This is a genomic window from Streptomyces sp. MMG1533 (assembly GCF_001279775.1).
Classification (GTDB): domain Bacteria; phylum Actinomycetota; class Actinomycetes; order Streptomycetales; family Streptomycetaceae; genus Streptomyces.
Genome location: NZ_LGDG01000178.1, coordinates 67,935 through 94,390, shown reverse-complemented (window position 1 = coordinate 94,390; position 26,456 = coordinate 67,935). Strand labels below are relative to the sequence as shown.

Genomic DNA, 26,456 nt, shown 5'->3' with positions numbered 1-26,456 from the left:
CGCATACGCCGTAAAGTGGCACGACCGGGCAGAGACACCGGACGCCGCGAGACGAAGGGGGAGGGCGATCGGATGCCGCAGACCGAGACACCGGGCATCGAGGTGGCCCCACGACCCCGGCTGCGCTGGTGGACCGAGCTGCCGCTGATCGTGCTGGTGTACGCCTGCTACTCCGCCGGCCGGCTCCTCGTCCGGGGTGACGTCACGAGTGCCGTCGACCACGGTCTGGCGATCCTGCGCGTCGAGAAGTTCCTGCACATCAACGCCGAGCACCCGCTCAACCGGCTCTTCACGACCGAGGCGTGGATAGGCGTCCCGGCCGACTTCTGGTACGCGTCGCTGCACTATCTGGTCACGCCCGCGATCCTGGTCTGGCTGTTCAGGTCCCGCGCCCTGCACTACCGCATGGCCCGCACCTGGCTGATGACGTCCACCTTCATCGGTCTGATCGGCTTCACCCTGCTCCCGACCTGCCCGCCCCGGCTGCTCTCCTCGGGCCACGGCTTCGTCGACACGATGGCCCAGTACAGCTCGTACGGCTGGTGGGGCGGCGAGGCGAGCGCCCCGCGGGGCATGGGCGGAATGACCAACCAGTACGCCGCCATGCCGAGCCTGCACGTGGGCTGGGCGCTGTGGTGCGGCGTGATGCTGTGGATGTACGGCAGGACGCGTACCGCGAAGGTCGCCGGTGTCGGCTATCCGCTGGTGACCACGATCGTCGTGATGGGTACCGCCAACCACTACTTCCTCGACGCGGTCGCGGGGGCTGCGGTGATGGGGGTCGGGCTGCTCCTCGCGCCGGTCGTCATGCGCTACTCGCAGCGGGTCATGGCGCCGATGCGGGTCCGGTTCGCGGCTGTCGCGTCGGGCTCTGGGGGCGCACCCGCCTCAATTGTCAGTGACGGATGCCAGACTTCCGCGGGTGAGCACATTCCACGGCAGCGCGAGTCCCAGTTCGCAGGCGGAGCCGAGCCGAGTGCCTCTCCCACGGACGCGGGAGACGGGGCTGCGGCAGCGGCTCGCTGAGCTGCGCGGCCCCGAGGTACCGGCCAAGGCGCTGGACGCGCGCGCTCTTGCGGCACTCGCCGCCAACCCCGGCTGCAGGCGGCGGGCGATCCTGGACGGCGCCGGGGTGAACAAGGCGGCGCTGGCGGACGCGCTGGGCTCGCCGTCCGCCTTCGGCCAGTCGCAGTTCGCCCTGACCCGGGGCAACGCGTTCGAAGCGCGGGTCAAGGCGGACGGCGGCGCGGAACTGCTGCGGCTGGTGCACGAGAAGCTGGACCGCAGGGCCGAGCCGCCGTCGGACGCCGAGGTGCCCGAGCTGACCGCGATCGGCCCCGAGGGCCGCACCGCCCGTACGGTCCTCGCCCTGCGCGACGCCACCGCGACCGGCGGCTGGACGCTCCTCGACCACCCGATGCTGGCGCTCGACGTCGCCGGTTCGCCCGCCTTCCTGGAGCCGGACGCGGTGGTCGTGCACCCGGACGGCAGCTGGACGGTCGTGGAGATCAAGTCCTTCCCCATGCTGGACGGTTCGGCCGACCCGGCGAAGGTGGGCGCCGCCGCCCGGCAGGCCGCGGTGTACGTGCTGGCGCTGGAGGAGGTCGCCGCCCGTCTCGGCGCGGAGCCGAAGGAGCGCGCCCAGGACAGCGCCCCGCCCCCGCGCGTGCGTCACCACGTCCTCCTGGTCTGCCCGAAGGACTTCTCCAACCTCGCCACCGCGTCCGCCGTCGACGTCCGCAAGCAGCGCGCGGTGACCGCCCGTCAGCTGGCCCGCCTCACCCGCGTCCAGGACATCGCAGACGCCCTCCCCGAGGGCGTCTGCTTCTCCCCCGACCTGCCCGCGGGCGAGCTGACGGCGGCCGTCGAGGCGGTCCCGGCGACGTACGCGCCCGAGTGCCTGTCCGCGTGCGAGCTGGCCTTCCACTGCCGGGACCGCTCCCGCACGGACGGGGCGGTGACCTCCCTCGGCCGCTCGGTGCGCGCCGAACTCGGCGGTCTGACGACGGTCGAGGACGTGCTGGCGGCGGCCCGCGGGGAGACCGGGGATCCGGACGATCCGGCGGTGGCGGCGCTCAGAAGGGCGGCCGAGCTGAGGGCAGAGGCCCTCGGTCGGGGAGTGGCCGCATGTCGCTGATCTCCACCCTGGCCCGCCTCGAGGCCGTCAGCACCGGCCGCGCCCAGCCCGCCGCCACCGTCCGGCACCGGCGGCTGTCCGGGCACCCCCTCGTCCTCGTGCCGCTCACCACCGCGGGTGAGGCCGGTGCCCCGCTCGGCGCGCTGGTGGGGACCGACCGGGACGCCCCGCAGCTGCTGGTCGTACCGCAGCCGCGCGACCGTGACCTCAGGTTCGCGTTCCTGGCGGAGCTGGCCGACGTCGTCCTGCCGTACGTCGACGCGTACGCCGAGTCCGTCGAGGCCGCCGAGCGCACCGAGACCGACCCGGAGACCGGCAAGCGGGTCAAGGTCGAGGTCGAGCTGTGCACGGACGCCCCACAGCTGATCGTGCCGAGCCGCGCGGGCGTGGAGTTGGTACGGCTCCTCGGGCGTTCCATGCGCTTCAGGCGTACGGCGGAACAGGATCCGGAGACCCCGTACCCCGCGCCGCCCCGGCTGCCGTTGCTCGGCCGCTGGCTGACCCACTTCGGGGAGCGCGCCCGCGTGCCCGGCTCCTCGCTGCTGCTGGCCATGACCGACGTGCTGGCCCGGCACTGGGCCACCGGCCAGTCCACCCTGGAGGACCAGCACCTGGGCGCGCTGCTCGCCTGGATCGACCCGCCGGAGGGGATGTCCGGCGCCGATGCGGCCCTTCGGGCCGAGCTGGTGCGGGACACCCAGGGCCAGCTGCTGTGCCCGCCCGCCGGGCCGGCCACGGACCCGGCGTTCGACAACAAACTGCTCGCCCCCGCCTTCGAGCGCTACGACCGCGCCCGCATCGCCCTCTCCGCCGCCGAGGACGGACTCGAAGCCGACGACCGGCTCGGCGTGCTCACCGCCGCCGAGCGGGAGATCCGCGCCCTGGTCGAGAGCCGGACCCGCCCCACCTGGGACGCGGTGTGGCGCGGCCTGGAGCTGCTGCGGGAGCTGCCCGAGGGGGCGCACGTCGAGGAGCGGTGGACGCGCGATCGCTGGTCGTTCACCGGCCACCGCGACCGTGTGCTGGCCGGCGAGCCCCCGCAGCCGCGCCGCGACGACGCGGTCACCGCCGCGAACAAGCTCGCCGCGCGCGAGCGCGAACAGGCCCGCCTGGAGGCGCAGGAAGCCCTCGACGACCCGCTGGTGATGGCGGGCCGACGACTGGCCGGGGAGGCGTTCGCGGGCGAGGTCACGGACGTCGTCATGGCGTACAGCGAGGGCAAGCGGCCGAGCCCGCGCCCGTTGGTGACCGTCCGGACGGACGACCGGCCGCATCTCGGGGAGCGAGTGAAGGTGTACCGCGCGCTGGGCGGGAAACCGCAGGCCGCCGAGTTCGTGGGCCAGGAGGCGGAGGATCTGCTCGTCCTGCGGATCGTCGACAAGATGGGCCGCGGCAAGGAGCCCGAGGCCGGTTCCGTGCCCGAGAAGGGCGACCAGGTCTGCTTCACGCTCTTCGAGCACGAGCAGCGGGGCGGGGCGAAGCTGCCCGACCCGGAAGACACCCCGTGGACGCACGGCGGGCCGCCCGGCGAGCCGACGACACCGGCTCCCGACCCGGTGACCGAGGAGGACGTCCTGTGACCGCCTTCGATCCCGGCGCCGAGGCATCCCGCGCCACCGAGGCGATCCTCCACGACACCCTGCACGGCTCGGCGCGCGGTGTCGTCGTCGACTCCCCGCCGGGCGCCGGCAAGTCCACGCTCGTCGTACGCGCGGCGCTGGAACTGGCCGACGCGGGGCGCCCGTTGATGGTGGTCGCGCAGACCAACGCCCAGGTCGACGACCTGGTGCTCAGACTCGCCGAGAAGAACCCCGACCTGCCGGTCGGCCGCCTGCACAGCAGTGACGCCGACCCGTACGACAAGGCGCTCGACGACCTTGTGAACGTACGGAAGTCGGCGAAGGCGGGTGACCTCACCGGGCTCGCGGTCGTGATCTCCACGGCCGCCAAGTGGGGGCACGTCAAGGTCGACGTGCCGTGGCGACACGCCATCGTCGACGAGGCCTACCAGATGCGTTCGGACGCACTGCTCGCCGTGGCCGGGCTCTTCGAGCGGGCCCTGTTCGTGGGCGACCCGGGCCAGCTGGACCCGTTCGCGATCGTGGGCAGCGAACAGTGGGCGGGCCTGTCGTACGACCCCTCGGCCTCCGCCGTGACCACCCTGCTCGCCCACAACCCCGAGCTGCCGCAGCACCGCCTGCCGGTGTCCTGGCGGCTCCCGGCGTCGGCCGCACCCCTCGTCTCCGACGCCTTCTACCCGTACACGCCCTTCCGCAGCGGCACGGACCACGGCGACCGGCGGCTCGCCTTCGCCGTCCCGGCGGACGGTTCCGGCCCCGACCGGGTGATCGACGAGGCGGCCGAGTCCGGCTGGGGCCTGCTGGAGCTGCCCGCGCGGCACACCCCACGGACGGATCCCGAGGCGGTACGGGCCGTGGCGACGGTCGTACGACGTCTGCTCGACCGGGGTGGCGCGGCCACGTCGGAGCGCTCCCCCGACCCCACGCCCCTGACCGCCGACCGGATCGCCGTCGGCACGGCGCACCGGGACCAGGCGGCGGCGGTCCGCGCGGCCCTGGCCGAGCTGGGCGTCACGGACGTCACCGTCGACACCGCGAACCGCCTCCAGGGCCGCGAGTACGACGTCACGGTCGTCCTGCACCCGCTCTCCGGCCGCCCCGACGCCACCGCGTTCCACCTGGAGACGGGCCGCCTGTGCGTCCTGGCCTCCCGGCACCGGCACGCCTGCATCGTGGTGTGCCGCGAGGGGGTGACCGACCTGCTGGACGACTACCCGTCGACGGAACCGGTCCAGCTGGGAACGCTCGTGAAGTTCCCCGACGGCTGGGAGGCGAACCATGCGGTGCTGGCGCATCTGGCGGAGCACAGGGTGGCCTGGCGACCGTGACCGGCACAATCGACACCGACGACTGCCACGCCACCGATCGCCGGACGAAGTCCGACACGCCGCCGGAAGCGCCGATGAACACGGCCCGGACGGCCGGGAGGCGAACCACGCGGTGCCTGCGCAGCTCGGGGAACATCGCCTGGCCTGGAGACCTTGAGACTCCTGGCGGGTCCCGGCCCTCTTGCGCGGGCGCGGGACAATGGACGGTGGCCCACCCACCGACGGGTCAACCGTGACTACGAGGAGGAGAAGACATGGCGGAGCCCACGCCGCGTCGGAACGAACCGCGGCTACGCCCCGCGCCCCTGCTCTTCGAGCCCGCGCAGGTCGCCGACGACCCGGAGCACTTCTTCGATCTGGAGTCGATCGACGACCCCCGCGCCCTGCTGGTCCGCGCGACGGAGCTGACGCTCGCGTTCCGCGCGGCGACCGACCGTGCCGTGGAGTTCCAGGCGATGGCGGCGGCCCAGCTGGCCGACCCGCGCCGCTTCGACCGGCTGACGCCGGCGGACATCGCCGCGCGGGCCGAGTGGACCGAGGACTACGCGAAGAAGATGGTCGAGTTCGGCCGGGATCTGCTGCGGGGCGCCGAGGGACCGGGACACGCCGACCCGGTGTGAGCCGCGGAGCCACCGAGCCGCACCCGGGATGCGGCAGCGGGATGCGGCACGCGGGGCATGCACCGCATGGCATATGCCGGGCGGGCAAGATACCCCTTCGCACCCCAGCCCGTCCCGATTTCCGGCAACCCTGGGAGACGGAATGCTCACGCCGAGTAGATGTTGTCGGCATGAGCAGCACACGCCAAGAGACCGTCTCCGACCGCTTCGACGTCTCGGGGGTCACCCCGGACGGAGCCGCCTGGCTCGCCTCGGCGGGAACGTATCCGCGCAGCACCCTCGCGCTCTGGGACGAGCGGCCCGACGCCCCGGTCGTCCTGCCCTGCGGCACCGCCTTCGACGTCGTCGGCGCGCCCGCGATCTTCGGGCGCCGGATGCTCGACCGGCTGTGGGACGAGGGCCCCGGGTCGGGGCCGGTCGCGGCGTTCCGGGGCCGAATGCTGCTGTTCGCCGCGCCCGGCACGGCACAGCGGCTGCCCTCGCTCCTGCACTGGGAGGAGTTCGGGCGTACGGGAGCCATCCCGCCGCTGCTGTGCCACGGCACCGGCGACGCGGTGACCGTCCCCGCACCGATGGCCGCCGTCGGCTCCGCCACCCCGTCCGGCTGCCGCTGGCTGGTCGCCCCGGACACCCGTCGCCCCTGGCTGCCGGGCCCCGAGATCCTGCTCTGGGCGGCCGTACGAGCGGCCCGCGCGGCCGTGCGGATATCGATTTTTCCCCCGGCCGATCAGGATGCTAAGGTCTACGACGTCAGCAGGCGCCGCTAGCTCAGTTGGTTAGAGCAGCTGACTCTTAATCAGCGGGTCCGGGGTTCGAGTCCCTGGCGGCGCACAGACACGAAAAGGCCTCTCGCGAAAGCGAGGGGCCTTTCTCGTATCGCCGAAAAGGGAACCGGACGAGCGCTTATCCGTTCGTGATCTTCACCGTCCACGCCCCCGAGACCGTCCGCCCCTCCACCTCGACCCTGACGTCCTCGCCCGGCACCGTGAAGCTCTCACCGAGACCGATCGGGGCGTCCGCGAGGGGCGGGTAGACCGAGGTCTCCCAGCAGGCCTCGCTGCGGGGGTGGGCGTCGATCACCTCGACCGGTCCGCCGCCGGACGCGGCGCCGCTGCGCACCCGGTAGACGAGGATGCCCGGCCGGCAGACCTCCGCGTCGTTGCCGACGGGCCCGCGCGCCTCGAAGGCAAGAGCGCTGTCGGCCCCGGTGCGCACGACCGCCAGCTTGGTCCCGCTGCCCAGCCCGAAGGCCGGTGCCCCGGCGGCACCCACGGCCGGGACGCCGGGGCCCGCGCCGAGCGGCTCCAGCGTCAGCCGGGTCGGCCCGGCTCCCCGTACGCACGCCACCTGTCGGGGCTTCAGCCACCCGAGCTTCCACTTGTGCCAGCCGAACAGGTCCGGCGCCAGCGCGAACTGGCTGCCCATCAGGTCCCAGTCGCCGACAAAGGTGTCCCAGTCGCCCTTGCCGTCCACCGGGCGGTGGTAGAGGTCGGGCAGGTCGAAGACGTGCCCGGTCTCGTGGGCCAGCACCAGCCGGTCCGGCGGATGCTGCTCGAACACCGTGACGACCCGACGGATGTCGGTGCCGTCGGCCCGCAGCGGGGAGTCGAGGTTGACGACCTTCGTCGCGTCGGAGTCCACGCCGGGCGCGTCCGGATCGGCGACGAGGTACACGACGTCGTGGCGCGAGAAGTCGACCTGCCCGTCGGCCGCGGCGAGCGCGTCGCGCAGATAGGCGGCGCGGTGGGCGGCGTTCCAGTCGCGCTTTATGGCGTACGACGTCGAGGGGCGGGGCATCCGGATCCAGTGGCGGAGCGGGTGCGCGCGCAGGGTGAACCTGCCGTAGGAGGCGCGCTCGAAGAAGCGGCTGGTGGCCGGGAAGTGGTCGGCGGTCAGCTCGGCCGGGGTGGTCAGCGGGACGGAGTCCGGGAAGGACAGGAAGACCATCACCGCGTCCAGCGAGCGGGCCGGGCGCGGATAGGCGGCGTTCCAGGTGTCCACGCCCTCCGAGTGGTGGGCCTCCGTGCGCTGGAGGGCGCACGGCGTGCCCGCGAACGGTTCGGCGACCGAGGGCCCGGTCACGAGGGAGGTCGCGGCGAGCGCCGACAACGTCGTGAACACGGCCGCGGTACTGCGCAGTCGGGGACGCGGGAACGGACGCGGCACAGGGACCTCCGGGTACGGTTCACGGGACACCGCACCCAGATTGCTGGTTATTGTCGTACTACGCCCTGTTTGTCTGCACCAGACGAGTGAGAAGGCCGAAGAACCCTCAGGACCGACACCCCCGAATCGCTCACGGAACGTCACAACTGGTCAGGCGCCTAAAGGACCCGTCCAGACGCATGCAGAAACGATCTGGCAGAAGGGCCTGTTGGTCCGGGACACTGGTCTGTGGCTGGAAGGGCCTGGGGCCAGCCTCTATGATCGGCACACTTTCCTGGCGGACAGCGATCGAGTGCACTGCGGGAGCAAGCGGTGAGCGGAACGTCCGAAGGGCCGACGGCCGCGGCAGACCTCGACGGGTCAGTCGTAACAGAGAGTGATGTCCGCACGTCTCCCGGTATCGAGACCGCGTCGTACGACGCGGTGTCCTACCGCTCGGCGTTCGGCGCCGCGCCACTCGCGATGGCGGTCGTCGATCGCGAGGGCCTGGTGGTCGACGCCAACGACATGTTCGACACCCTGCTCGGCGCCTCCGAGTCGCTGACCGGCCGGCTCGCCGCCGATCTGGTGGACCTCGCCTCGGACGCCCGTACCTGGCACGCCTACCGCGAGGTGCTGCGCGGCCGCCAGGCGAAACTGCGCTGCACGCGCCGCCTCAAACACCCCGACGGGCACTCCCTGTGGGTGCAGGTCACCGTCGTTCCCCTGGCGGAGAACGAACCGGGGGTCCTGCTGTCGGTCGCCGACATCAGCGCCCGCCGTGAACTCCAGGCGCGGCTGCGGCACTTGCAGATGCACGACCCGGTGACCCGGCTGCCCAACCGCACCCTGTTCTTCGAACGCCTTTCGGCCGCGCTGGAGGCGGAGTCGTACGAGCGGAGCGGCACCGGCCGGATCGGGCTGTGCTACCTGGACCTGGACGGCTTCAAGGCCGTCAACGACACCCTCGGCCACCGGGTCGGCGACCGGCTGCTGGCCGCCGTCGCCGAACGCCTCACGCGCTGCGCGGACGAGGCGGGCCACGGCCGGGCCACCGCCCCGCTGGTCGCCCGGCTCGGCGGGGACGAGTTCGCCCTGCTCGTCGAGGACTCCACCGGCACCGAGCAGCTCGCCGATCTCGCCGAGGCCGTACTGGAGGCGGTGCAGGCCCCCTTCGACCTCTCCGGTCGGCGGATGTCGGTGTCGGCCTCGATCGGCGTGGTGGAACGCCAGGCGGCCGGGACTTCGGCCACCGGTCTGATGCAGGCCGCCGACACCACGCTGTACTGGGCGAAGGCCGACGGCAAGGCCCGCTGGACCCTCTTCGACCCGGAGCGCAACGCCCACCGCATGACCCGCCAGGCTCTCGCCTCCACGCTCCGCCCGGCCGTCGACCGCGACGAGTTCGTCCTGGAGTACCAGCCGCTGGTGTGCATGGAGGACGGCCGGCTGCGGGGCGTCGAGGCCCTGGTGCGCTGGAATCACCCGCAGTTCGGAATGCTGACGCCGAATCGGTTCATCGGACTGGCCGAGGAGGACGGCTCGATCGTGCAGCTCGGCCGCTGGGTCCTCGCCACGGCCTGCCGCCAGGCGCGGCAGTGGCAGCTGGACCATCCCGACGAGCCGCCGATCTTCGTGAGCGTGAACGTGGCGGTGCGTCAGGTCTGGGACTCGGATCTGGTCGCGGATGTCGCGGAGATCCTGGCGGAGACGGGGCTGGAGCCGCATCTGTTGCAGCTGGAGCTGACGGAGTCGGCGGTGATGGGCTCGGCAGGGCGCCCGTTGCAAGCCCTCCAGGCGCTCAGCGACATGGGCGTGGGCATCGCGATCGACGACTTCGGCACCGGCTACTCGAACCTGGCCTATCTGAGCCGGCTCCCGGTGTCGGTGCTGAAGCTGGACGGGTCCTTCGTACGCGGCTTCCAGTACGAGGGCGAGGGCGTCCCCCCGAACCCGGCCGACGAGGTCGTCGTCGAGGCGATGATCCAGCTCGCCCACCGGCTCGGCCTGACCGTCACCGCGGAGTGCGTGGAGACGTCCGCGCAGGCGTCCCGGCTGCGGCGGATCGGGTGCGACACCGGCCAGGGGTGGCTGTACTCGCGGCCGGTGCCGCCGGATCGTATCTCCGGATTGTTGGACGTACGGGTGTGACGGGCGCCGCGGGGCTCAGGTGGTGGGCAGCCCGTAGGCGTCGGCGATGAGTTCGTACGAGCGCAGGCGTACGTCCCCGCTGTGGGCGTTGCCCGTGATCATCAGCTCGTCGGCGCCCGTGCGCTTGTGGAGGTCGTCGAGGCCGGAGCGGACCTCGTCGGCGGTGCCGTGGATGACGTTGGCGTTCCAGGAGTCGGCGAAGTCGCGCTCCATCGGGCTGAACTCGTAGGCCTCGGCCTCCTCCGGGGTGGGGACGAGGCCAGGGCGGCCGGTGCGCAGCCGGATCATGTTGAGCACGGCGGCCTTCACCTGACGGCGGGCCTCCTTCTCGTCGTCGGTGGCGAGGGCGGAGACGCCGATGAGGGCGTAGGGCTCGTCGAGGGCGGCGGAGGGCCGGAACGACTCCCGGTACAGGTCCAGGGCCGGGATGGTGTTCTGCGCCGAGAAGTGGTGCGCGAAGGCGAAGGGCAGGCCCAGGGAGCCGGCCAGGCGGGCGCTGAAGCCGGAGGAGCCGAGCAGCCAGACGGGCGGGCGGTGCGGGTCCTGGACGCCACCGGGGGAGGTCGCCTGGATCGGGCCGGGTACGGCGTGGATACGGCGGTAGGGGTGGCCGTCCGGGAAGTCGTCGTCCAGGAAGCGGATCAGCTCGGCGAGCTGCTGGGGGAAGTCGTCGGCGCCTTCGTCGAGGCGGTCGGCGCGGCGGAGGGCGGCGGCCGTGGCGCCGTCCGTGCCGGGGGCGCGGCCGAGGCCGAGGTCCACGCGGCCGGGGGCCATGGCTTCCAGCGTGCCGAACTGTTCCGCTATGACGAGCGGGGCGTGGTTGGGAAGCATCACGCCTCCCGAGCCGAGGCGGATGCGGGTGGTGTGGGCGGCGAGGTGGGCGAGGATCACGGCCGGGGAGGAGGAGGCGATGCCGGGCATGGAGTGGTGCTCGGCGACCCAGTAGCGGTGGTAGCCGCGGGACTCCGCGAGGCGGGCGATGGCGACGCTGGTGCGGAGGGCGTCGGTGGCGGTGCGTCCGGCACCGACGGTGACCAGGTCCAGTACGGAGAGGGGGGTGGGGGCGGTGCCGTGCGTTGTTCCCCGGGTCTCGTCTGCCGTTGCGGTCACGGTGGGTGCCTCCTGTGGTGGGCCGTGCGCTGTCCTCCGGGGGTTAACAGGAGGCAGTCCCCGCTTATTCCCTGTTGCCCGGCTCCGGTGCGGGCGCGCGCCGGGGCTCCGCCCCCAGACCGCAGGGCCTGTGCCCACCCACCGAGTCGGGTGGCGGGTGGGCACAGGTCGGGTCTGGGGGCGGAGCCCCGGGACGGTGCGTTCTCGGCCGACCGAGTCGGGTGGCGGGTGGCGGGTGGGCACAGGTCGAGGGGCCAGGGGGCGGAGCTCCCTGGTACCTCGCGGGGAGGGTCAGGCCTGCACGATGGGTTCCCTCGTGAACAGGGCGCCCAGCGAGGGTGCGTTCACACGCCGGTCCGCCAGCCGCAGCGCCTCCCACACCGTGACCTGGTTCGCCGTCAGCACCGGCTTGCCGAGTTCCTTCTCCAGGGCCGGGATGTGGGCCGCGGTGTGCAGCGCCGTGTCGGGGAGCAGTACCGCCTCCGCCGACTCGTCGTCCGCCTCGCGGGCGAGCGCGAACACCTCCGCCTCACCCCACGTCCCGACCTCCGCCGCCGTGATGATCCCGGACCCGCGGACCCCGGTCACCTCGATGCCCGCCGCCCGCAGGAACTCCGCGAACAGCCCGGCCACGTCGTCCGGGTAGGTCGCGCCCACCGCGACCCGCCCCACCCCGAGCTCCTGTACCGCGTGCACGAAGGCGAAGGACGTGGAGGAGGCCGGCATGCCCGCCGTACGGGCAAGGGCGCGCACCTGGTCGTGGGCGCCCTCCCAGCCGTACACGAAGCTGCCGCTGGTGCACGCCCAGACCACCGACTCGGCGCCGGCCATGCGCAGCTCCCCGACGCCGGCGGCGAGCCGCCCCGCCGAGCCCATCTCCAGCAGGGCGTCGACCCGGTGGGCGTCCTCGCCGATGTCGGTGTGGACCAGATCCAGCCGGATGTCGCTGCCCAGCAGTTGCTCGATGCGCGGGTAGTCGTCCTCGGCGGAGTGGCCCGGGTAGAGGAATCCCAGTGCGGTCATGTCCAGCCTTCCTGCTGCTGTTCTTCGTCCGGCAGTCCCGGCACGTCCGACAGGCCCTGCGCGTCCGGCAGTGCCGGCACGTCGGGCAGTACGGGACCGGTCCGCCGCGCCTCCGGATCGATCAGCGCCTGGTACGGTCCCACGGCTCGGGTACCCAATCGGCGCAACGCCGCCCACATCGTCACCTGGTTGGCCGAGATCACCGGGATGCGCAGTTCCGCCTCCAGTTGGGGGATCACGTCGTACGTCGGCAGGTTGGTGCAGCTGATGAAGAGCGCCTCGGCGCCGCCGTCCACCGCCCGGCGCGCCATGTCGGCCACGTCCCGGTACGGCACTTTCCAGATGTGCCTGGTCAGTCCCATGTACGCGCAACCGGTGACGGCGACACCCGCCTCCGCCACGTACTCCTCCAGGGCCCGGGTGACGGACACCGTGTAGGGCGTCACCAGCGCCACCCGCCGTACGTCCAGCTCGGCCAGCGCCTCCAGCAGCGCGCCGGACGTCGTCACCGAGGGCAGCGCGCCCGCGTGGGTCATCGCGCCGCACATCGCGCGTTCCCCGGCGATCCCGCCGACGAAGCTGCCGGAGGTGCAGGCGTAGGCGACGACCTCGGGGGCGATCGCCGTGAGGGTGCGTACCGCGTCGTGCAGGGTCTCGTGCTCGCTGACCAGCCGGGCCAGGTCGAGGCTGACCTCGACGGGGACGTACGGCGTGCGGGTCAGATGGAGGGACACCTCGTCGGGCACCCAGCGCCACAGTTCGCGGTCGAGGGCGAAGTCGAAGGGGGCGACGACACCGACGCCGCGCTGGGGGCGGGGACCACCTAGAAAGGTAACGTCCATGGCAGACACCGGCCTCACTGTGGGAAGCGGGATGGGAACGGACCGTGCACGTGCCCGTGTTGACGAAGGTAGGTTCGGGTGCGAGCGTGGTCAATCCGTCCTCGTGACGCCCAGGTCACGCCATGGTCACCTGCTCATGTCCGCCCATGTCGGACGGCCGTCACCATCCGGGAAAACGGCTCCAGAAACCAGGTCAGGAAACCGGGTCAAGAAACCGGCAAAAGCATCGGCTCCAGAAACGGCTCCAGAATGACCGCCTCCCCGTCCGGTCCCCCTCCCACCCTCCTCGTCCTCGACGCCGACCCGCTCCCCCGTCTCGGCCGCCTCACCGGCCGGGCCCGGATCGAGCACGCGGACGCGTCGACGCTGGCCGAGCGGCTGCCGTCCGCCGATGTGCTGCTGGTCTGGGACTTCGCCTCGCACGCGGTGCGCTCGGCCTGGCCGGGCGAGGGGCCTCGGCCACGCTGGGTGCACACGGCGAGTGCGGGCGTGGACCACCTGATGTGTCCCGAACTCGCCGAATCCGACACGGTGGTGACGAACGCCCGGGGCGTCTTCGACCAGCCGATCGCCGAGTACGTCGCCGCGCTGGTCCTGGCGATGGCCAAGGATCTGCCCCTGACGTGGGATCTCCAGCGCGAGCGGACCTGGCGGCACCGCGAGTCGCAGCGGGTCGCCGGCACGCGCGCGTGCGTCGTCGGGTCCGGGCCCATCGGGCGGGCGATCGTCGCCACGCTCAAGGCGCTCGGCATCACCGCCGCACTCGTCGGGCGCACCCCGCGTACCGGTATCCACGGCCCGGAGGAACTGGACCGGCTGATGGCCCGCGCCGACTGGGTGATCGCGGCGGCGCCGCTGACGGAGCAGACGCACGGCATGTTCGACGCCCGCCGGTTCGGCGTGATGCAGCCCTCCGCGCGGTTCGTCAACGTCGGCCGGGGGCAGCTGGTCGTCGAGGACGCGCTCGCCGAGGCGCTGGCCAAGCGGTGGATCGCGGGCGCGGCCCTGGACGTCTTCGAGCACGAACCCCTCGCCCCCGACAGCCCGTTGTGGCAGGTCCCGAACCTGATCGTGTCCCCGCACATGAGCGGCGACACGGTCGGCTGGCGGGACGAACTCGGCGCCCAGTTCGTGGAGTTGTACGAGCGCTGGGAGGCGGGCAGAGCACTGACGAACGTGGTCGACAAGAAGCGGGGCTACGTCCCCGGTCGCTGAACTCCCCACGGCTGGAGAGCGCATGACGGAGCAGGACCTCGAACTCACCGGCCTGAGTGCCGTACAACTCCTCGACGGTTACCGCAAGGGCGAGTTCAGCCCCGTCGACGCGACCCGCGCGGCACTGGAACGGGCCGAGCGGATCCAGCCGGTGGTGAACGCGTTCGTACGGCTCACCGCCGACGAGGCACTCGCACAGGCGGCGGCGTCGGCCGACCGGTGGCGGCGCGGCGAGCCTGCCGGTCTGCTGGACGGCGTGCCGGTCACGGTGAAGGACATCCTGCTGCTGCGCGGGGCGCCGACCCTCAAGGGCTCCAAGACGATTTCCGAGCAGGGCCGTTGGGACGAGGACGCACCCTCCGTCGCCCGGCTGCGCGAGCACGGCGCGGTCTTCCTCGGCAAGACCACGACCCCCGAGTTCGGCTGGAAGGGCGTCACGGACTCGCCACTCAACGGCGTGACCCGCAACCCCCACGACCCGACCCGCACCGCGGGCGGCTCCAGCGGCGGCGCGGCGGCGGCCGTGGCGCTGGGCGCGGGACCCCTGGCCCTCGGCACCGACGGCGGCGGCAGCGTCCGTATCCCGGCGGCCTTCTGCGGGATCTTCGCCCTGAAGCCGACCTACGGCCGCGTCCCTCTCTACCCCGCGAGCGCCTTCGGCACCCTCGCCCACGTGGGCCCGATGACCCGGGACGCGGCCGACGCCGCCCTGCTCCTCGACGTCATCGGCACCCCGGACTCCCGCGACTGGTCGGCCCTCGCCCCGCCGCCCGGCTCCTTCGCGGCGGGCCTGTCGGGCGGAGTGCGGGGCCTGCGCATCGCCTACTCCCCCTCCCTCGGCGGCCAGGTCGCCGTCCAGCCGGCGGTCGCGGCGGCGGTCCGGCGGGCGGTGGAGCGCCTCGCGGAACTCGGTGCGTACGTCACGGAGGCCGACCCCGACTTCACCGAACCGGTGGAGGCCTTCCACACCCTGTGGTTCAGCGGCGCGGCCCGCGTGACCCAGCATCTCGGCCCCCACCAGCGGGAGTTGCTCGACCCCGGCCTACAGGAGATCTGCGCCCAGGGCGCCGCCCTCACCGCCCTCGACTACCTGGCCGCGGTCGATGTCCGCATGGAACTCGGCCGCCGCATGGGCCACTTCCACGACTCCTACGACCTGCTGGTCACCCCGACGCTCCCGATCACCGCGTTCGAGGCGGGCGCCGAGGTCCCGAAGGGCTCGGGCCATCGCCGCTGGACGGGCTGGACGCCCTTCACCTACCCCTTCAACATGACCCAGCAGCCGGCGGCGTCCGTACCGGTGGGCGCGGACGCCGACGGCCTCCCGGTAGGGCTTCAGCTGGTGGCGGCCCGGCACCGCGACGACCTGGTGCTGCGGGCCGCGCATGCGCTCTACGAGGCAGGCGTCACGCCCTCCGGAAGCTGAGCGTCTCCCCCGCCGCCCCCGTCCGCCACAGGTCGTTGCAGGCGTCCGCCAGTTCCGGCAGGCCCTCGACGATCTGGCCCCAGACGATCCCCGGCACCCAGCCCACGTCCGCGTTGAGCAGCAGGTTGTTGCGTTCGTAGAAGAGGGCCAGGTCGACGACCGTGGTGCCGGGGCGCACCTCGCGGTCGTAGCCGTAGGCCTGCGTGCCCAACTCCGCTCCGGCGAAGGAGAAATAGCAGAGATCGCCGGGGATGGGGGTGACTGTCGGGTTTTCCAGGGGTGGCTCGGATTGGGCGAAAGGAGGGAAAAGGGCGTAGATCTCATTGCGTGCGTATTTCGCGTGGTAGACGTCACCGGCCAGCGGCAGGGCGTCCCAGACGGCCGCGCAGGTGATCGGCGCGCGGTCGTCGAGGAGTTTGGCCGTGCAGGTGATACCGCGCTTGACCAGGGAGACTTCGATGTAGCGATCAACCATGCGTTCCATGGTCTCTCGCCGGTCAAGAGGGCCTCGTCGGAGATCGGGGCTGAAATCGATCTGCATAACTCGCATGCTCTCGGGTAGCTGCGCCGCCATGGCTCCACCAATGGAACATGGCACACACACGTCCGGGACCACACGCCGGTCGCTGCTCGCGGGGGTAGCGGCGCTCGGCGCGCTGGGGACCGCCGGGTGCTCGCGCGTGGCCACCGCGTCGAGCATCAAGGGCGGTGAACTCCTCGACCGGCTGAAGGCGCAGGGCGTCGTTCGGCTGGGAATCGCGGGGGAGATTCCCTTCGGGTACATCGACAAGAACGGCGAGCTGACGGGCGAGGCGCCCGAGCTCGCACGGGTGATCTTCAAGCGGCTCGGGGTCGACAAGGTGCAGCCCGTGCCGACCGAGTTCGGGTCGCTCATTCCGGGGCTGAACTCGCAGCAGTTCGATGTCGTCGCCGCCGGGATGTACGTCAATCCCGAGCGCTGCGAGCAGGTCATCTTCTCCGACCCCGACTACCAGATGCTCGATTCGTTCATCGTGCGCAAGGGCAACCCGAAGGGGCTGCACGACTACAAGGACATCGTCGAGAAGAAGGCCAAGTTCGCCACCGGGACCGGGTACGCCGAGATCCAGTACGCCGTCGAGGCGGGGTACAAGGAGAGCGACATTCTGATCGTGCCGGATCAGGTCGCCGGGCTGAACGCCGTGGAGGCGGGGCGCGTCGACGTCTTCGCCGGGACCGCGCTCACCACCCGGGAGGTGGTGAAGAAGTCGGGCAAGGCCGAGGCCACCAAGGCCTTCGCGCCGCTCGTCGACGGCAAACCGCATGTGGACGGGGGCGCGTTCGCCTTCCGGCCCACCGAGACCAATCTGCGGGACGCCTTCAACGTCGAGTTGCGGAAGCTGAAGAAGAGTCGGGAGTTGTTCCGGATCCTCAAGCCCTTCGGGTTCACCGAGGCCGAGATGACCGACCTCACCGCGAAGGAGTTGTGCGGCGGATGACCTCGGGACTCTGGGAACTCGTACTCAAGGGGATATGGACCACCGTCCAGCTCCTCGTCTTCAGCGCGCTGCTCGGGGCGGCCGTGGCCTTCGTGGCCGGCGTCGCCCGCACCCACCGGCTGTGGATCGTCCGCTTCCTCGCGGGCCTCTACACCGAGGTGTTCCGCGGGACCTCCGCGCTGGTCATGATCTTCTGGGTGTTCTTCGTGCTGCCGATCGCCTTCGGCTGGCAGCTGGTACCGATGTGGGCGGGCACGCTCGCGCTGGGGCTGACCTACGGGGCGTACGGCTCGGAGATCGTGCGCGGCGCCCTGAAGGCCGTCGACCCGGCGCAGCAGGAGGGCGGGATCGCGCTGAGCTTCACGCCCTGGCAGCGGATGCGGCTGATCCTGTTGCCGCAGGCGGTGCCGGAGATGATCCCGCCGTTCTCCAACCTGCTGATCGAGCTGCTCAAGGGCACCGCGCTGGTGTCGGTGATGGGCATGGGCGACCTGGCGTTCAGCGGCAATCTGGTGCGGCTGGCGCTGCAGGAGAGCGCGGAGATCTACTCGTATCTGCTGGTGATCTATTTCGTGATCGCCTTCCTGCTCACCCGCGTGATGCGGGGGCTGGAGAAGAAGCTGAAGGCGGGGGTCGGCAAGGAGCCGCAGCGCGGGGTGTCCGTCAAGGACGAGCTCACGCGCCCCCAGACGACCGGGGTCGGCGGCAGCATCGGAGGTGCCTCGTGAAGTGGGACTGGGATGCCGTGAGCGGCTTCATGCCGCAGTTCTGGGACGGTCTGCTGGTCACCCTGCAGGCGCTGGTCCTGGGCTCGTTGATCTCGTTCGCCCTCGGCCTGGTGTGGGCGCTGCTGATGCGCACGCCGTCGCGCTGGGTGCGCTGGCCGGTCGGCGTGGTCACGGAGTTCGTGCGCAACACCCCGCTGCTGGTGCAGCTGTTCTTCCTCTTCTACGTGCTGCCCGAGTGGGGTGTGACCCTGTCGGCCCTGACCACCGGTGTGATCGGGATCGGGCTGCACTACTCGACGTACACGATGCAGGTCTACCGCGCCGGCATCGAGGCCGTGCCGCCCGGCCAGTGGGAGGCCGCCACGGCCCTCAACCTGCCGATGGCCCGGACCTGGCGGGTGGTGATCCTGCCGCAGGCGATCCGCCGCGTGGTGCCGGCGCTCGGCAACTACGTCATCGCGATGCTCAAGGACACGCCGATGCTGATGGTGATCACCGTGCTGGAGATGCTCGGCCAGGCGCGGCTCTACTCCCAGCAGCACTTCCAGTTCACCGAGCCGCTGACCGTGATCGGCGTGGCCTTCATCCTCATTTCCTATCTGGCCTCCCTTCTCCTGCGAGCACTGGAGCGACGTCTTGTCCACTGACGCCCCCCTGATGAAAGAGCCCGACGCCAACGCCAACCCGCCGGTGGACGGGAGCGAGCTGATCCGCCTGGAGCAGGTCACCAAGCGGTTCGGGGACAACACCGTCCTCGATCACCTCGACTTCTCCGTCAACGCGGGCAAGCACGTCACCCTGATCGGCCCGTCCGGCTCCGGCAAGACCACGATCCTGCGGCTGCTGATGACGCTGACCAAGCCCGACGAGGGCACGATCACCGTCGACGGCCAGCAGCTCTTCCCGGCGCCCGAGAAGCAGGTCCGCGAGGTCCGCAAGAAGATCGGGATGGTGTTCCAGCAGTTCAACCTGTTCCCGAACATGACGGCCCTCAGGAACATCACCGAGGCTCCCGTCACCGTCCTGGGCATGTCCAAGGACGAGGCGGAGGAGCGCGCCCGCGAGCTGCTCGACCTGGTGGGCCTCGCCGACAAGTGCGACGCCCGCCCGAGCCAGCTGTCCGGCGGCCAGCAACAGCGGGTGGCGATCGCCCGGGCGCTCGCGATGCGGCCGCAGGTGCTGCTCCTCGACGAGGTGACCTCGGCGCTGGACCCGGAGCTGGTCGCGGGCGTCCTGGACGTGCTGCGGGACATCGCCCGCACCACCGACATCACGATGCTCTGTGTGACCCACGAGATGAACTTCGCCCGGGACATATCCGACCAGGTCCTGATGTTCGACTCCGGCCGGGTCATCGAGTCGGGAGCGCCGGAGAAGATCTTCAGCGAGCCGGAGCACGACCGGACGCGAGAATTTCTCAGCGCCGTCCTGTGACTACAAGAAGTGAACGTGGCTCAACACCCGAGGTCCAACGACCGGAGCTTGACTTTGGCATATGCCAGAGTGCCAGTGTCCCTGCTGAGGGGGTTGCGGCACCGACGTAATCTCGTCAACAGCCGCTCACTGCAAGGCTCTTGCCCGTTATCGTGGAGGGATTCGCTGTCCGGATTACGGCCCAGTTGTAAGAGCGACCGAGCGAGCGCAGGGGGAACACCGTGGCGCTGATGCACGAGCCGACCGCGCCGTACCACTCGGCCCAGGACGCCTTGCGCGTCCTGGAGACCGTGGCGCGACACACCACCGGAGTCACCGACACCCGTCTCGCCCGCCTGACCGGCCTGAGCTCGGAGCGACTGACCACGCTCCTGAGGATGCTGCGCCGCGAGGGATACGTGGAGCAGGGCGCCGACGGGGCGTACGTCACCGGGGCGGCCCTCAGCCGCCTCGGCTCCGCGCAGGGCCGTGAGGGGGCCCTGCGCGAGAAGCTCCAGCGCACCCTCGACCGACTGCGCGACTCGATCGGCGCCGCCGTCTACATCAGCCGGTACGTGGACGGCGAGGTGACCATCGCCCAGTACGCCGACGGCCCCGCGACCCCCTCGGTCAACGAGTGGGTCGACTTCCGCTACTCCGCCCACGCCACCGCGCTCGGCAAGAGCCTCCTCGGCCAGCTCGACCACAACGGCCGCCGGGACCACCTCTCCCGCCACAAGATGGCCCGCCTCACCTCGCGCACCATCACCAGCGACAAGCTGCTGCTCTCCCGCCTGGAGACCCAGCCGCCCACGGTGCCCCACCTCGACCTCCAGGAGTACGCCGTCGGCACGGTCTGCGCGGCCGTCCCGATCACGGCCGGCTCCTCGGTCGGCTGCCTCGCCCTGTCCCTGCCGGTCGAACACGCCCACCGGCTCCGCCAGGCCGCGGACAAGCTGAACCGGGGGGCGGCTCCGGTGCTGCTGTCCCTGGCGATCTAGGGTCTGCCCGGCGGGTCGGCACGGTCAGAAGCACTGCTCCGGACCGGGTAGTATTTTCTCTGTCGTCGGCCGCGAAGAGCGGTCGGCGGGAGTCATGCGCCGCTAGCTCAGTTGGTTAGAGCAGCTGACTCTTAATCAGCGGGTCCGGGGTTCGAGTCCCTGGCGGCGCACAGATGAAGGGCCTCTCGTGGACACGAGGGGCCCTTCGGCGTCTGCCGAGGTCAGCCGCCGGTACGTCTGCTCGCCGGGAGGCCGCCACCACACCGGATCGGCACACCTGACCCCCTCCTTCCTGAGCCGCGCCCGGTGGATCTTGTTCGTGGCCGTGACCGGCATCCGCTCCACCACCCGCACGAACCGGGGCGCCATCTTCGTCCCGAGGTCGGGCTGGGCCAGCAGGAACTCGGCGAAGGCCTGCGGTTCGAAGTCCCCCGCGACCGCTGCCATCACCTGATCCCCGGTCACCGGGTCCGGCACCGCGTACACGGCGACGGCCACCGCCCCCTCGTACCGGGCGAGGATGTTCTCGATCATCGCGGCGGCCAGGTTCTCGCTGTCGACGCGCAGCCGGTCGTCGGTGCGGCCGGCGAAATAGAGGTAGCCGTCGGTGTCGCGGTAGAAGAGGTCACCGGTCCAGTACCAGCCGTCGTCCCGCAGCCGTGCCGCGTCCGCTTCCGGGTTGCGCCAGTAGCCCTCGAAGGGGCTCGGGCCGCGGTTCACCAGCTCCCCGATGGCCTCGTCGCCGTTCAGCAGCCGCCCGGCCTCGTCGAAGACGGCCGGTGGGCACTCCTCGCGGGTGGCCGGATCGAGCACCGCGAGTCCGGGGGCCGACGGGCCGACCGCGCCGGGCGGGGTGCCGGGCCGCCACTGGATCGCCGCGCCGCCCTCGGACGACCCGTACCCCTCCACCAGCCGCACCCCGAACCGCCGCTCGAAGGCCGCCGCGTCCACCGCCCCCGCCTCCGTGCCGAAGCCCAGCCGCAGCGGATTGTCCCGGTCGTCGGGGCGCGGCTCGGTCGCGAGGAGGTACTGGATCGCCCGGCCCACGTAGGTGAAGTACGTCGCCCGGTACGCCCGTACGTCCGCCAGGAACCGTGACGCCGAGAACCGCCGGCGCAGCGCCACGCCCGCCCCGGCCGCGAGGGCGGGGGCCCAGTCGGCGATCACCGCGTTGCCGTGGAACATCGGCATGCAGACGTAGTGCACATCGTCGGGGCGGACGGCGAACTGGTCGGCCAGGGAGCGTCCGGCGGCGGCCAGGCGGCCCTGCGAGCACAGCGCCGCCTTCGGGGCGCCGGTCGAGCCGGAGGTGAAGTAGAGGAGGAGGTGGTCGGCCGGGGTGGCCCGGGAGGCGTCCGGCCGCGCGTCCGCGTAAGGGGCGAGGAGGTCGTCGTACTCCTGCGCATCGGTCACCAGGAGGCGCACGCCGGGAAGGTCCAGGCCGGTGAGGAGTGGCAGGTGGGTGCGCTCGGTGACCAGGATCCGGCACTCGGTGTGCAGGATGTCGCGGGCGAGTTCTGGGCCGCGACGGGTGGGGTTGACGCCGGCGACGGCGCATCGGGCGAGGGCGGCGGCGCTCAGCCACAGCGGGTACTCGGGGGTGTTGTCGAGCAGGAGCCCGACATGCGCACGGGGCGGCAGGAGGTCGGCCAGCAGGGCCGCCCGGGCCGCGGCACCGGCCGCCACCTCGTGGTGGGTGAGCACCCTCCCCCACTCTCGGCTTCGCTCGAGCGGGGGGACCCCCATCTCGCACCACAGTCCCGGCCGGTGGTCACCCCACCGGTCGGCGACGAGTTCGGCCACCGTGCGCGCCTTGGACTCCATGGCCGCGCACGTTAGTTGACGTGCCGTCAGATGTGGAGGCCCAGGTCGTGAAGTCGTCCGTCAGACGAACACCGCCAGCGCCACGGCCATGAAGCCGAGGCAGAACAGGGCGATCACTCCGAGGAGCGCCAGCAGGCAGCCGGTGCTGGCCGCCAGCTTCCCGTGGGCCGGCGGCTTGGCCGTGGCCCGCTCCGGGCGGCTTGCCGCGTAGTGCACGATGACGATGTCGCCCTCGACGGTCGTTCTCGGGCCGCCCGGCTCGTCGAACCGGACGGCGCGGCCCTCCCACGTGACGAACTCGTAGACGTGGTGCAGGGTCGTGTGCACGGACGCGTTGCCGCCACCGCTGGTCGTCGTGTACGCCCGCAGACAGCGCGCCTGGGCCGTCAGGCCGCTGTTCCAGGCGCTGCTGACCTCCTGGGCGCGACGGATCACCGCGAACGCGGCGAAGCCCACGATCCCGAGCATGAGCAACGGCACGACGAAGAAGAACGCTTCCATGGTGTCCCCCGATGTTTCCACGCCGTGCTGTTCGGCGGCGTGTGGGGAACGTACCCACGGGGGGTGCCCGACTGTCTCAAGTAAGGCTCAGAGTTCCGGCACCCCCCGACGGGCGGCGGTCAGAACGTGACGTCCGAGCAGGCGTAGAAGGCGTTGGTGGTGTCCGCGACCGTCCACACCGCGACGACGACGTGACGGCCGCTCAGGCCGGACGGCAGGGTGCCGCTGTGGGAGAGCGTGGACGGGGGTCGCTGGCCGCCGTAGGGGACGGTCAGGAACGGGGTGAGGTTGAGGTCGGAGCGGGCCAGGTTGTGGTTCTGGTTCCAGCCCGCCTTGGTGACGTAGTACTTGAAGTCGCTCGTGGCGTGCATGGCCGTGAACTGCCAGCGGAACGTGTAGCTCTGGCCGCCCGTCACCTTGGTGGCGGGCCAGGCGCCGCCCGACGGGGTCTTCGGGCTGTCGAGCTGGGCGAAGCGCGTGTTCCCGCCGGAACATATCCGGCCGTCGGCCGGACCGGACCCGGGGAAGCCCTTCGGGCCCTCGACGCTCTGCGGCTCCCACTGGATGTCGCCGCAGCTGGTCACGGAGCCGTTCTGGCAGAGCTTCTGACGGCTGATGGGGAGATCGGTGTAGCCGTGGCCGCTCGCGCCTCCGGACGAGAGCACGAGGGCTCCGGTCGTCGTGAGGCCGAGCGCGGCGGCGTACCACTTGGTCTTTTTGCGCATGCTGCCGCTCCTGGAGAACGTGGGGGAGGTTCAGTGAGCTGTGCAGGTAGGTCTAGACCAAGTCCCAGATTATTGCCGCGCCTTGAACATGTCCATACCAATCGCAGGGGTCAATTCACGGCCCCCGCCTCTCCCCGCCCGGCACAGAACGCCACCGTCAAGTCCTTCACCAACGCCTTGCGTTCGTAGTCGTCCAGCTCCACCAGCCCCCGCATGGTCAGCCTCGTCACCGTGTCCTCCACCGAGTCCACGACCGACGTGAGCACGCTCGCCCGGTGCTGGGCGTCCAGCGCCGCGATCCGGCGGCGGTGCATCGCGGACGCGACCTCGGGCGCGTACTCCACCCGTACCGGCTGCACCGAGAAGACCTCGATCCCGACCGGCGCCGCGTCCGCGGCGACCAGCCGGGTCAGCTCGTCCCCGGCGGTGTCGGCGGACCCCCGGCCGGATCCCGGCATCTCCACCGGCAACCGGGCGAGCCCCGCCTCCACGCACTCGCGCAGATACGTCTCGTGGTCCTCGACGCCCAGCGTGGCCCGTGCGGTGTCCCGCACCCGCCACACCACCAGGACCACCGTTCTGAGGGCGACCCCGCTCGCGTCGGCCGCGGGCATCGGCTCGCTGCGCCAGTGCCGCAGCCGTACGTCCACCCGGCGGCGCAGCAGCAGCGGGTTGACCCACATCAGGCCGGTGCGCCGGACCGTGCCCCGGTAGCGGCCGAACAGGCCGAGCACCCAGGCCCGCCCGGTCCGGCCCCGGGCCAGCCCACCGAAGCCGAACAGCCCGAGGGCGCCCGCTCCCGCGTACGCCGCCCACTGCGCGGGACCGAGGCCGGCCCCGGCGTACGACGGCAGCCCGAGCGCCTGAACCGCGAGCGGCGGCAGCGCACCCGACCACCACGACGTGGCCAGACAGCCGGCCGCCCCGCAGGCACCGGCGAACACGCCCGCCGCGCCCGGCAGCACCCGCGCGGGCCGTTCGGTCAGTGCGGGATCGACCTCCGGCGCTGGCCGGGGCTTCAGGGGCACCTGCCGCCGGAAGCGGGGCTGTTCCCCCGTCCCCTGCCGCCGCCCCACGATCGCCGGCTTCAGCGACACCGACACCGGGTCGGGCTCGTCGCGGAAGAGCAGGTGGACGGGGATCTCGGTGGTCGCCTCGTTCTGGATGAGCCGGGCGGGCCTCGACGGGCCCTCGGACTCGGGGGTGTGGGAAGTGGTCGTACTCATGCGTGCCTCCAGCCTCCGCGCCAGATACGCCATGACAGTGCGTGGGTTTTTGCCCGCGACAGCGTGGGTTTTTTTCCCCGTGGCAGCGTGGGTCTTTTCCCGCGGCAGTGCGCGGGTCTACGAGAACAGCCGCCGCCAGGTCTCCGGACCCGGGTAGCCGTCCGCCGCGCCGCCCCGCCAGCCCTGGGCGCGCTGGAAGGCCTCGACGCCTCGCCGGTCCGCCTCGCCCCAGCGCGGTCCCGGCCCGGTCGTGTAGTACTTGCCGAACCCCTTCTTCACCAGCCGCTTCCCGAGCTGCGTGACGTACTGGTTGTTCGCCCCGGGCCGGAACACGGCCCGCCCCGGATAGCCGGGCACCCCTGGGGAAGAGGGCGCGGGAGACCCGGCCGCCCCGGCCGCGGCGTCCCTGCCCTGCCCCGTCACCAGCAGCGCCCAGGTCTGCGGACCCGGCAGCCCGTCCGCGTGCCGGCCCAGCCAGCCCTGGGCCTGCTGGAAGGCCTGGGTCGCCCTGCGGTCCGCGTCCGACCAGCGCGGGCCGGGGCCGGAGGTGTAGAAGTGGCCGGCGCCGCGCCCGACGAGCATGCGGCCGAGCTGGGTGACGTACTTGTTGTTCGCGCCGGGCCCGAAGTACGCCGCTCCCGGGAACGGCGTATCCACCGGGGCGGCCGGTTTCGCGGTGTCCGGCTCCGCGCCCGCCGTACTGCCCGCGACCCCCTTGTAGCGGTAGGCGACGTACTGCCCGGAGTGGCTCCAGTAGGCGTACGGGGTGGACTGCCGGCGGGCGTGCGGGCGGGTCTCCTCGTAGGCGATGTAGTAGGTGTGCGTGTAGTCCGTCCAGCCGCCGAAGATCACGACGTGCGAGCCGTCCTCGGGGTCCGCCGGATTGTGGAAGAGCAGGATGTCGCCGGGCTGCAGATCGTCCTTGGCGATCCGCACCCCGTACTGGTCGAGGCTGCCCGTCCACTCGTTTCCGGGCAGGTTCCAGGCCATTGACACAAAGCCCGAGCAGTCCTGCCGGTACCCGTCGGACCAGTACCCGGTCATGCTGTACGGGACCTTCGCGGCGACCCACTCCTTGGCCCGTTTGACGATGTCCGCGCGGGTGGTCGTGGGCGCCTTCGCCGGAGCCGGACGCCCGCCCGGGCCGTGCAGCGGGGCCTTGTCGCCCTGCGGGGTATCAGGCTCGTCACCTGCGGGAACGCCCGGGCGGGCGGGCACGTGGGGGGCGGCGAGGGCCGGTGCCGAATGGCCGGAAACGATCGCTGTGGAGGCCGCCGCGGCGAGGATCACCGCCCGGGGGGCGGCGGGGTGACGGCCGGCCGGGGACGTCGGGGCATACGGCAGGATCAGCCGCCGGTGAACGCATCCGGGGCAGTCGCAGTCGCTCGCGGGATCGAATTCCTCGAAGACCGGAGTCGTCATGCGATTCCCCTCACGCTCCAAATGGAAATGTCCGCACCTGTGCACGTTCGCCAGTTTCTCAACTGTCTTCCCGACGCGCATGCTGACGGTCCGAATGATGTACGGCGGACCCCCTCCGGGCCGGAGTCCGCGCCGCGCCGGTGGTCCGTGACACCCTCCGCCATCCGGTAGAGTTGTGCAGGTCAGCGGGCGCCGCTAGCTCAGTTGGTTAGAGCAGCTGACTCTTAATCAGCGGGTCCGGGGTTCGAGTCCCTGGCGGCGCACAGACATGACAGGCCCCCTGCCCAGGCGGGGGGCCTGTTGCGTGTTCGGCCGGGGCCGTCGACCACCCCGCCGTCCACAATGACTCCACAAGGCCCCCACAGGCGCCACAATGAACGCGTATGACCGGTAAACACCGCGTTTCGCATCTTGCGATCATGATGAACACCGTAGAACCCTGGTTTTCAAGATGCTGCGGATACGCGGCAGTTGGGGGGCAAGGAGCCGGTTGCCCGGTTGGTCGGGGAGAGGGGCCCCGTTCATGACCGGATGCCGAGGGGGGCATCATGCAACCGGAAG

Annotated in this window: 24 protein-coding genes and 3 tRNA genes; 17 read left to right on the top strand and 10 right to left on the bottom strand. The window is 71.6% G+C overall.

Features of this window, described 5'->3' with window-relative positions; genetic code table 11:
• Positions 1 to 72 precede the first annotated feature (72 nt).
• From ADK57_RS18715 to ADK57_RS18690, 7 genes are all read left to right on the top strand, one after another.
• Positions 73 to 1,026: a phosphatase PAP2 family protein gene (locus tag ADK57_RS18715; RefSeq protein ID WP_053750616.1), complete on the top strand. Its 954-nt coding sequence runs from the start codon at positions 73 to 75 to the stop codon at positions 1,024 to 1,026.
• Entirely contained in the window at positions 977 to 2,137 is a 1,161-nt protein-coding gene (locus ADK57_RS18710) for a hypothetical protein (protein ID WP_053750615.1), read from the top strand. The genes ADK57_RS18715 and ADK57_RS18710 overlap by 50 nt, the downstream gene beginning before the upstream one ends.
• Positions 2,128 to 3,717, top strand: a complete 1,590-nt coding sequence (locus ADK57_RS49975; protein ID WP_053750614.1) for a hypothetical protein — start codon at positions 2,128 to 2,130, stop codon at positions 3,715 to 3,717. The genes ADK57_RS18710 and ADK57_RS49975 overlap by 10 nt, the downstream gene beginning before the upstream one ends.
• Entirely contained in the window at positions 3,714 to 5,045 is a 1,332-nt protein-coding gene (locus ADK57_RS18700) for an AAA domain-containing protein (RefSeq protein WP_053750613.1), read from the top strand. The genes ADK57_RS49975 and ADK57_RS18700 overlap by 4 nt, the downstream gene beginning before the upstream one ends.
• Before the next feature lie 254 nt (positions 5,046 to 5,299).
• On the top strand, positions 5,300 to 5,665 hold the full coding sequence (locus tag ADK57_RS18695; protein ID WP_053750612.1) for a hypothetical protein: 366 nt from the start codon (positions 5,300 to 5,302) through the stop codon (positions 5,663 to 5,665).
• Between the two features lie 170 nt (positions 5,666 to 5,835).
• On the top strand, positions 5,836 to 6,432 hold the full coding sequence (locus tag ADK57_RS46555; protein WP_063785978.1) for a bifunctional DNA primase/polymerase: 597 nt from the start codon (positions 5,836 to 5,838) through the stop codon (positions 6,430 to 6,432).
• Positions 6,423 to 6,496, top strand: a tRNA-Lys gene (locus tag ADK57_RS18690). The genes ADK57_RS46555 and ADK57_RS18690 overlap by 10 nt, the downstream gene beginning before the upstream one ends.
• A 72-nt stretch (positions 6,497 to 6,568) precedes the next feature.
• Here ADK57_RS18690 and ADK57_RS18685 read toward each other — a convergent pair.
• Complete coding sequence (locus ADK57_RS18685; protein WP_053750611.1) at positions 6,569 to 7,831, bottom strand: M6 family metalloprotease domain-containing protein; 1,263 nt, start codon at positions 7,829 to 7,831, stop codon at positions 6,569 to 6,571.
• Between the two features lie 312 nt (positions 7,832 to 8,143).
• Here ADK57_RS18685 and ADK57_RS18680 point away from each other — a divergent pair, with 312 nt between their 5' ends.
• A complete protein-coding gene (locus tag ADK57_RS18680) occupies positions 8,144 to 9,961 on the top strand; it encodes a putative bifunctional diguanylate cyclase/phosphodiesterase (RefSeq protein ID WP_053750610.1) in 1,818 nt (605 codons plus the stop codon).
• 15 nt (positions 9,962 to 9,976) lie between these two features.
• Here the strand turns inward: ADK57_RS18680 and ADK57_RS18675 are convergent, their stop codons facing one another.
• The 3 genes from ADK57_RS18675 to ADK57_RS18665 form a co-directional block, all read right to left on the bottom strand.
• On the bottom strand, positions 9,977 to 11,071 hold the full coding sequence (locus tag ADK57_RS18675) for an LLM class flavin-dependent oxidoreductase (RefSeq protein ID WP_053750609.1): 1,095 nt from the start codon (positions 11,069 to 11,071) through the stop codon (positions 9,977 to 9,979).
• A 291-nt stretch (positions 11,072 to 11,362) separates the two neighbouring features.
• A complete protein-coding gene (locus ADK57_RS18670; protein WP_053750608.1) occupies positions 11,363 to 12,094 on the bottom strand; it encodes an aspartate/glutamate racemase family protein in 732 nt (243 codons plus the stop codon).
• Entirely contained in the window at positions 12,091 to 12,936 is an 846-nt protein-coding gene (locus ADK57_RS18665) for an aspartate/glutamate racemase family protein (RefSeq protein WP_053750607.1), read from the bottom strand. Before ADK57_RS18665 ends, ADK57_RS18670 begins: the two co-directional genes overlap by 4 nt.
• A 249-nt stretch (positions 12,937 to 13,185) precedes the next feature.
• Between ADK57_RS18665 and ADK57_RS18660 the strand changes: the two genes are divergently transcribed.
• Together ADK57_RS18660 and ADK57_RS18655 are read left to right on the top strand one after the other, a co-directional pair.
• Entirely contained in the window at positions 13,186 to 14,151 is a 966-nt protein-coding gene (locus ADK57_RS18660) for a D-2-hydroxyacid dehydrogenase (protein WP_053750606.1), read from the top strand.
• 22 nt (positions 14,152 to 14,173) lie between these two features.
• Positions 14,174 to 15,577 carry an amidase gene (locus tag ADK57_RS18655; RefSeq protein WP_053750605.1) on the top strand — a complete coding sequence of 468 codons (1,404 nt, stop codon included), beginning with the start codon at positions 14,174 to 14,176 and terminating at the stop codon, positions 15,575 to 15,577.
• Here the strand turns inward: ADK57_RS18655 and ADK57_RS18650 are convergent.
• Positions 15,558 to 16,052 (bottom strand): DUF3830 family protein, encoded by a 495-nt coding sequence (locus tag ADK57_RS18650; protein ID WP_053750604.1) that lies wholly within the window; start codon positions 16,050 to 16,052, stop codon positions 15,558 to 15,560. The two genes, ADK57_RS18655 and ADK57_RS18650, sit on opposite strands and share 20 nt — an antisense overlap.
• 109 nt (positions 16,053 to 16,161) lie before the next feature.
• Here ADK57_RS18650 and ehuB point away from each other — a divergent pair, with 109 nt between their 5' ends.
• The 6 genes from ehuB to ADK57_RS18620 all read left to right on the top strand — a co-directional run bounded on the left by ehuB (position 16,162) and on the right by ADK57_RS18620 (position 20,367).
• On the top strand, positions 16,162 to 17,055 hold the full coding sequence (gene ehuB / locus ADK57_RS18645) for an ectoine/hydroxyectoine ABC transporter substrate-binding protein EhuB (RefSeq protein ID WP_107091583.1): 894 nt from the start codon (positions 16,162 to 16,164) through the stop codon (positions 17,053 to 17,055).
• On the top strand, positions 17,052 to 17,783 hold the full coding sequence (gene ehuC, locus ADK57_RS18640; protein ID WP_053750602.1) for an ectoine/hydroxyectoine ABC transporter permease subunit EhuC: 732 nt from the start codon (positions 17,052 to 17,054) through the stop codon (positions 17,781 to 17,783). Before ehuB ends, ehuC begins: the two co-directional genes overlap by 4 nt.
• Complete coding sequence (ehuD, locus tag ADK57_RS18635; RefSeq protein WP_053750601.1) at positions 17,780 to 18,430, top strand: ectoine/hydroxyectoine ABC transporter permease subunit EhuD; 651 nt, start codon at positions 17,780 to 17,782, stop codon at positions 18,428 to 18,430. Before ehuC ends, ehuD begins: the two co-directional genes overlap by 4 nt.
• 10 nt (positions 18,431 to 18,440) lie before the next feature.
• Positions 18,441 to 19,217 carry an ectoine/hydroxyectoine ABC transporter ATP-binding protein EhuA gene (gene ehuA / locus ADK57_RS18630; RefSeq protein ID WP_053750600.1) on the top strand — a complete coding sequence of 259 codons (777 nt, stop codon included), beginning with the start codon at positions 18,441 to 18,443 and terminating at the stop codon, positions 19,215 to 19,217.
• Positions 19,218 to 19,438: 221 nt separating this feature from the next.
• A complete protein-coding gene (locus ADK57_RS18625) occupies positions 19,439 to 20,197 on the top strand; it encodes an IclR family transcriptional regulator (RefSeq protein WP_053750599.1) in 759 nt (252 codons plus the stop codon).
• A 96-nt stretch (positions 20,198 to 20,293) separates the two neighbouring features.
• Positions 20,294 to 20,367: transfer RNA gene (locus ADK57_RS18620), tRNA-Lys, on the top strand.
• Here ADK57_RS18620 and ADK57_RS46550 read toward each other — a convergent pair.
• The 5 genes from ADK57_RS46550 to ADK57_RS18585 all read right to left on the bottom strand — a co-directional run bounded on the left by ADK57_RS46550 (position 20,333) and on the right by ADK57_RS18585 (position 25,895).
• A complete protein-coding gene (locus ADK57_RS46550) occupies positions 20,333 to 22,021 on the bottom strand; it encodes an AMP-binding protein (RefSeq protein WP_078973204.1) in 1,689 nt (562 codons plus the stop codon). The two genes, ADK57_RS18620 and ADK57_RS46550, sit on opposite strands and share 35 nt — an antisense overlap.
• A gap of 60 nt (positions 22,022 to 22,081) precedes the next feature.
• Positions 22,082 to 22,522, bottom strand: coding sequence for a DUF3592 domain-containing protein (locus tag ADK57_RS18600; protein WP_053750595.1), 441 nt, complete (start codon positions 22,520 to 22,522; stop codon positions 22,082 to 22,084).
• Positions 22,523 to 22,641: 119 nt separating this feature from the next.
• Positions 22,642 to 23,247 (bottom strand): lytic polysaccharide monooxygenase auxiliary activity family 9 protein, encoded by a 606-nt coding sequence (locus ADK57_RS18595; protein ID WP_053750594.1) that lies wholly within the window; start codon positions 23,245 to 23,247, stop codon positions 22,642 to 22,644.
• A 110-nt stretch (positions 23,248 to 23,357) separates the two neighbouring features.
• Positions 23,358 to 24,473 carry an SPFH domain-containing protein gene (locus tag ADK57_RS18590; protein ID WP_053750593.1) on the bottom strand — a complete coding sequence of 372 codons (1,116 nt, stop codon included), beginning with the start codon at positions 24,471 to 24,473 and terminating at the stop codon, positions 23,358 to 23,360.
• Between the two features lie 117 nt (positions 24,474 to 24,590).
• Complete coding sequence (locus tag ADK57_RS18585; RefSeq protein ID WP_053750592.1) at positions 24,591 to 25,895, bottom strand: peptidoglycan-binding protein; 1,305 nt, start codon at positions 25,893 to 25,895, stop codon at positions 24,591 to 24,593.
• 189 nt (positions 25,896 to 26,084) lie between these two features.
• Between ADK57_RS18585 and ADK57_RS18580 the strand changes: the two genes are divergently transcribed.
• A tRNA-Lys gene (locus ADK57_RS18580) sits at positions 26,085 to 26,158 on the top strand.
• The last annotated feature ends 298 nt before the right edge of the window (positions 26,159 to 26,456 follow it).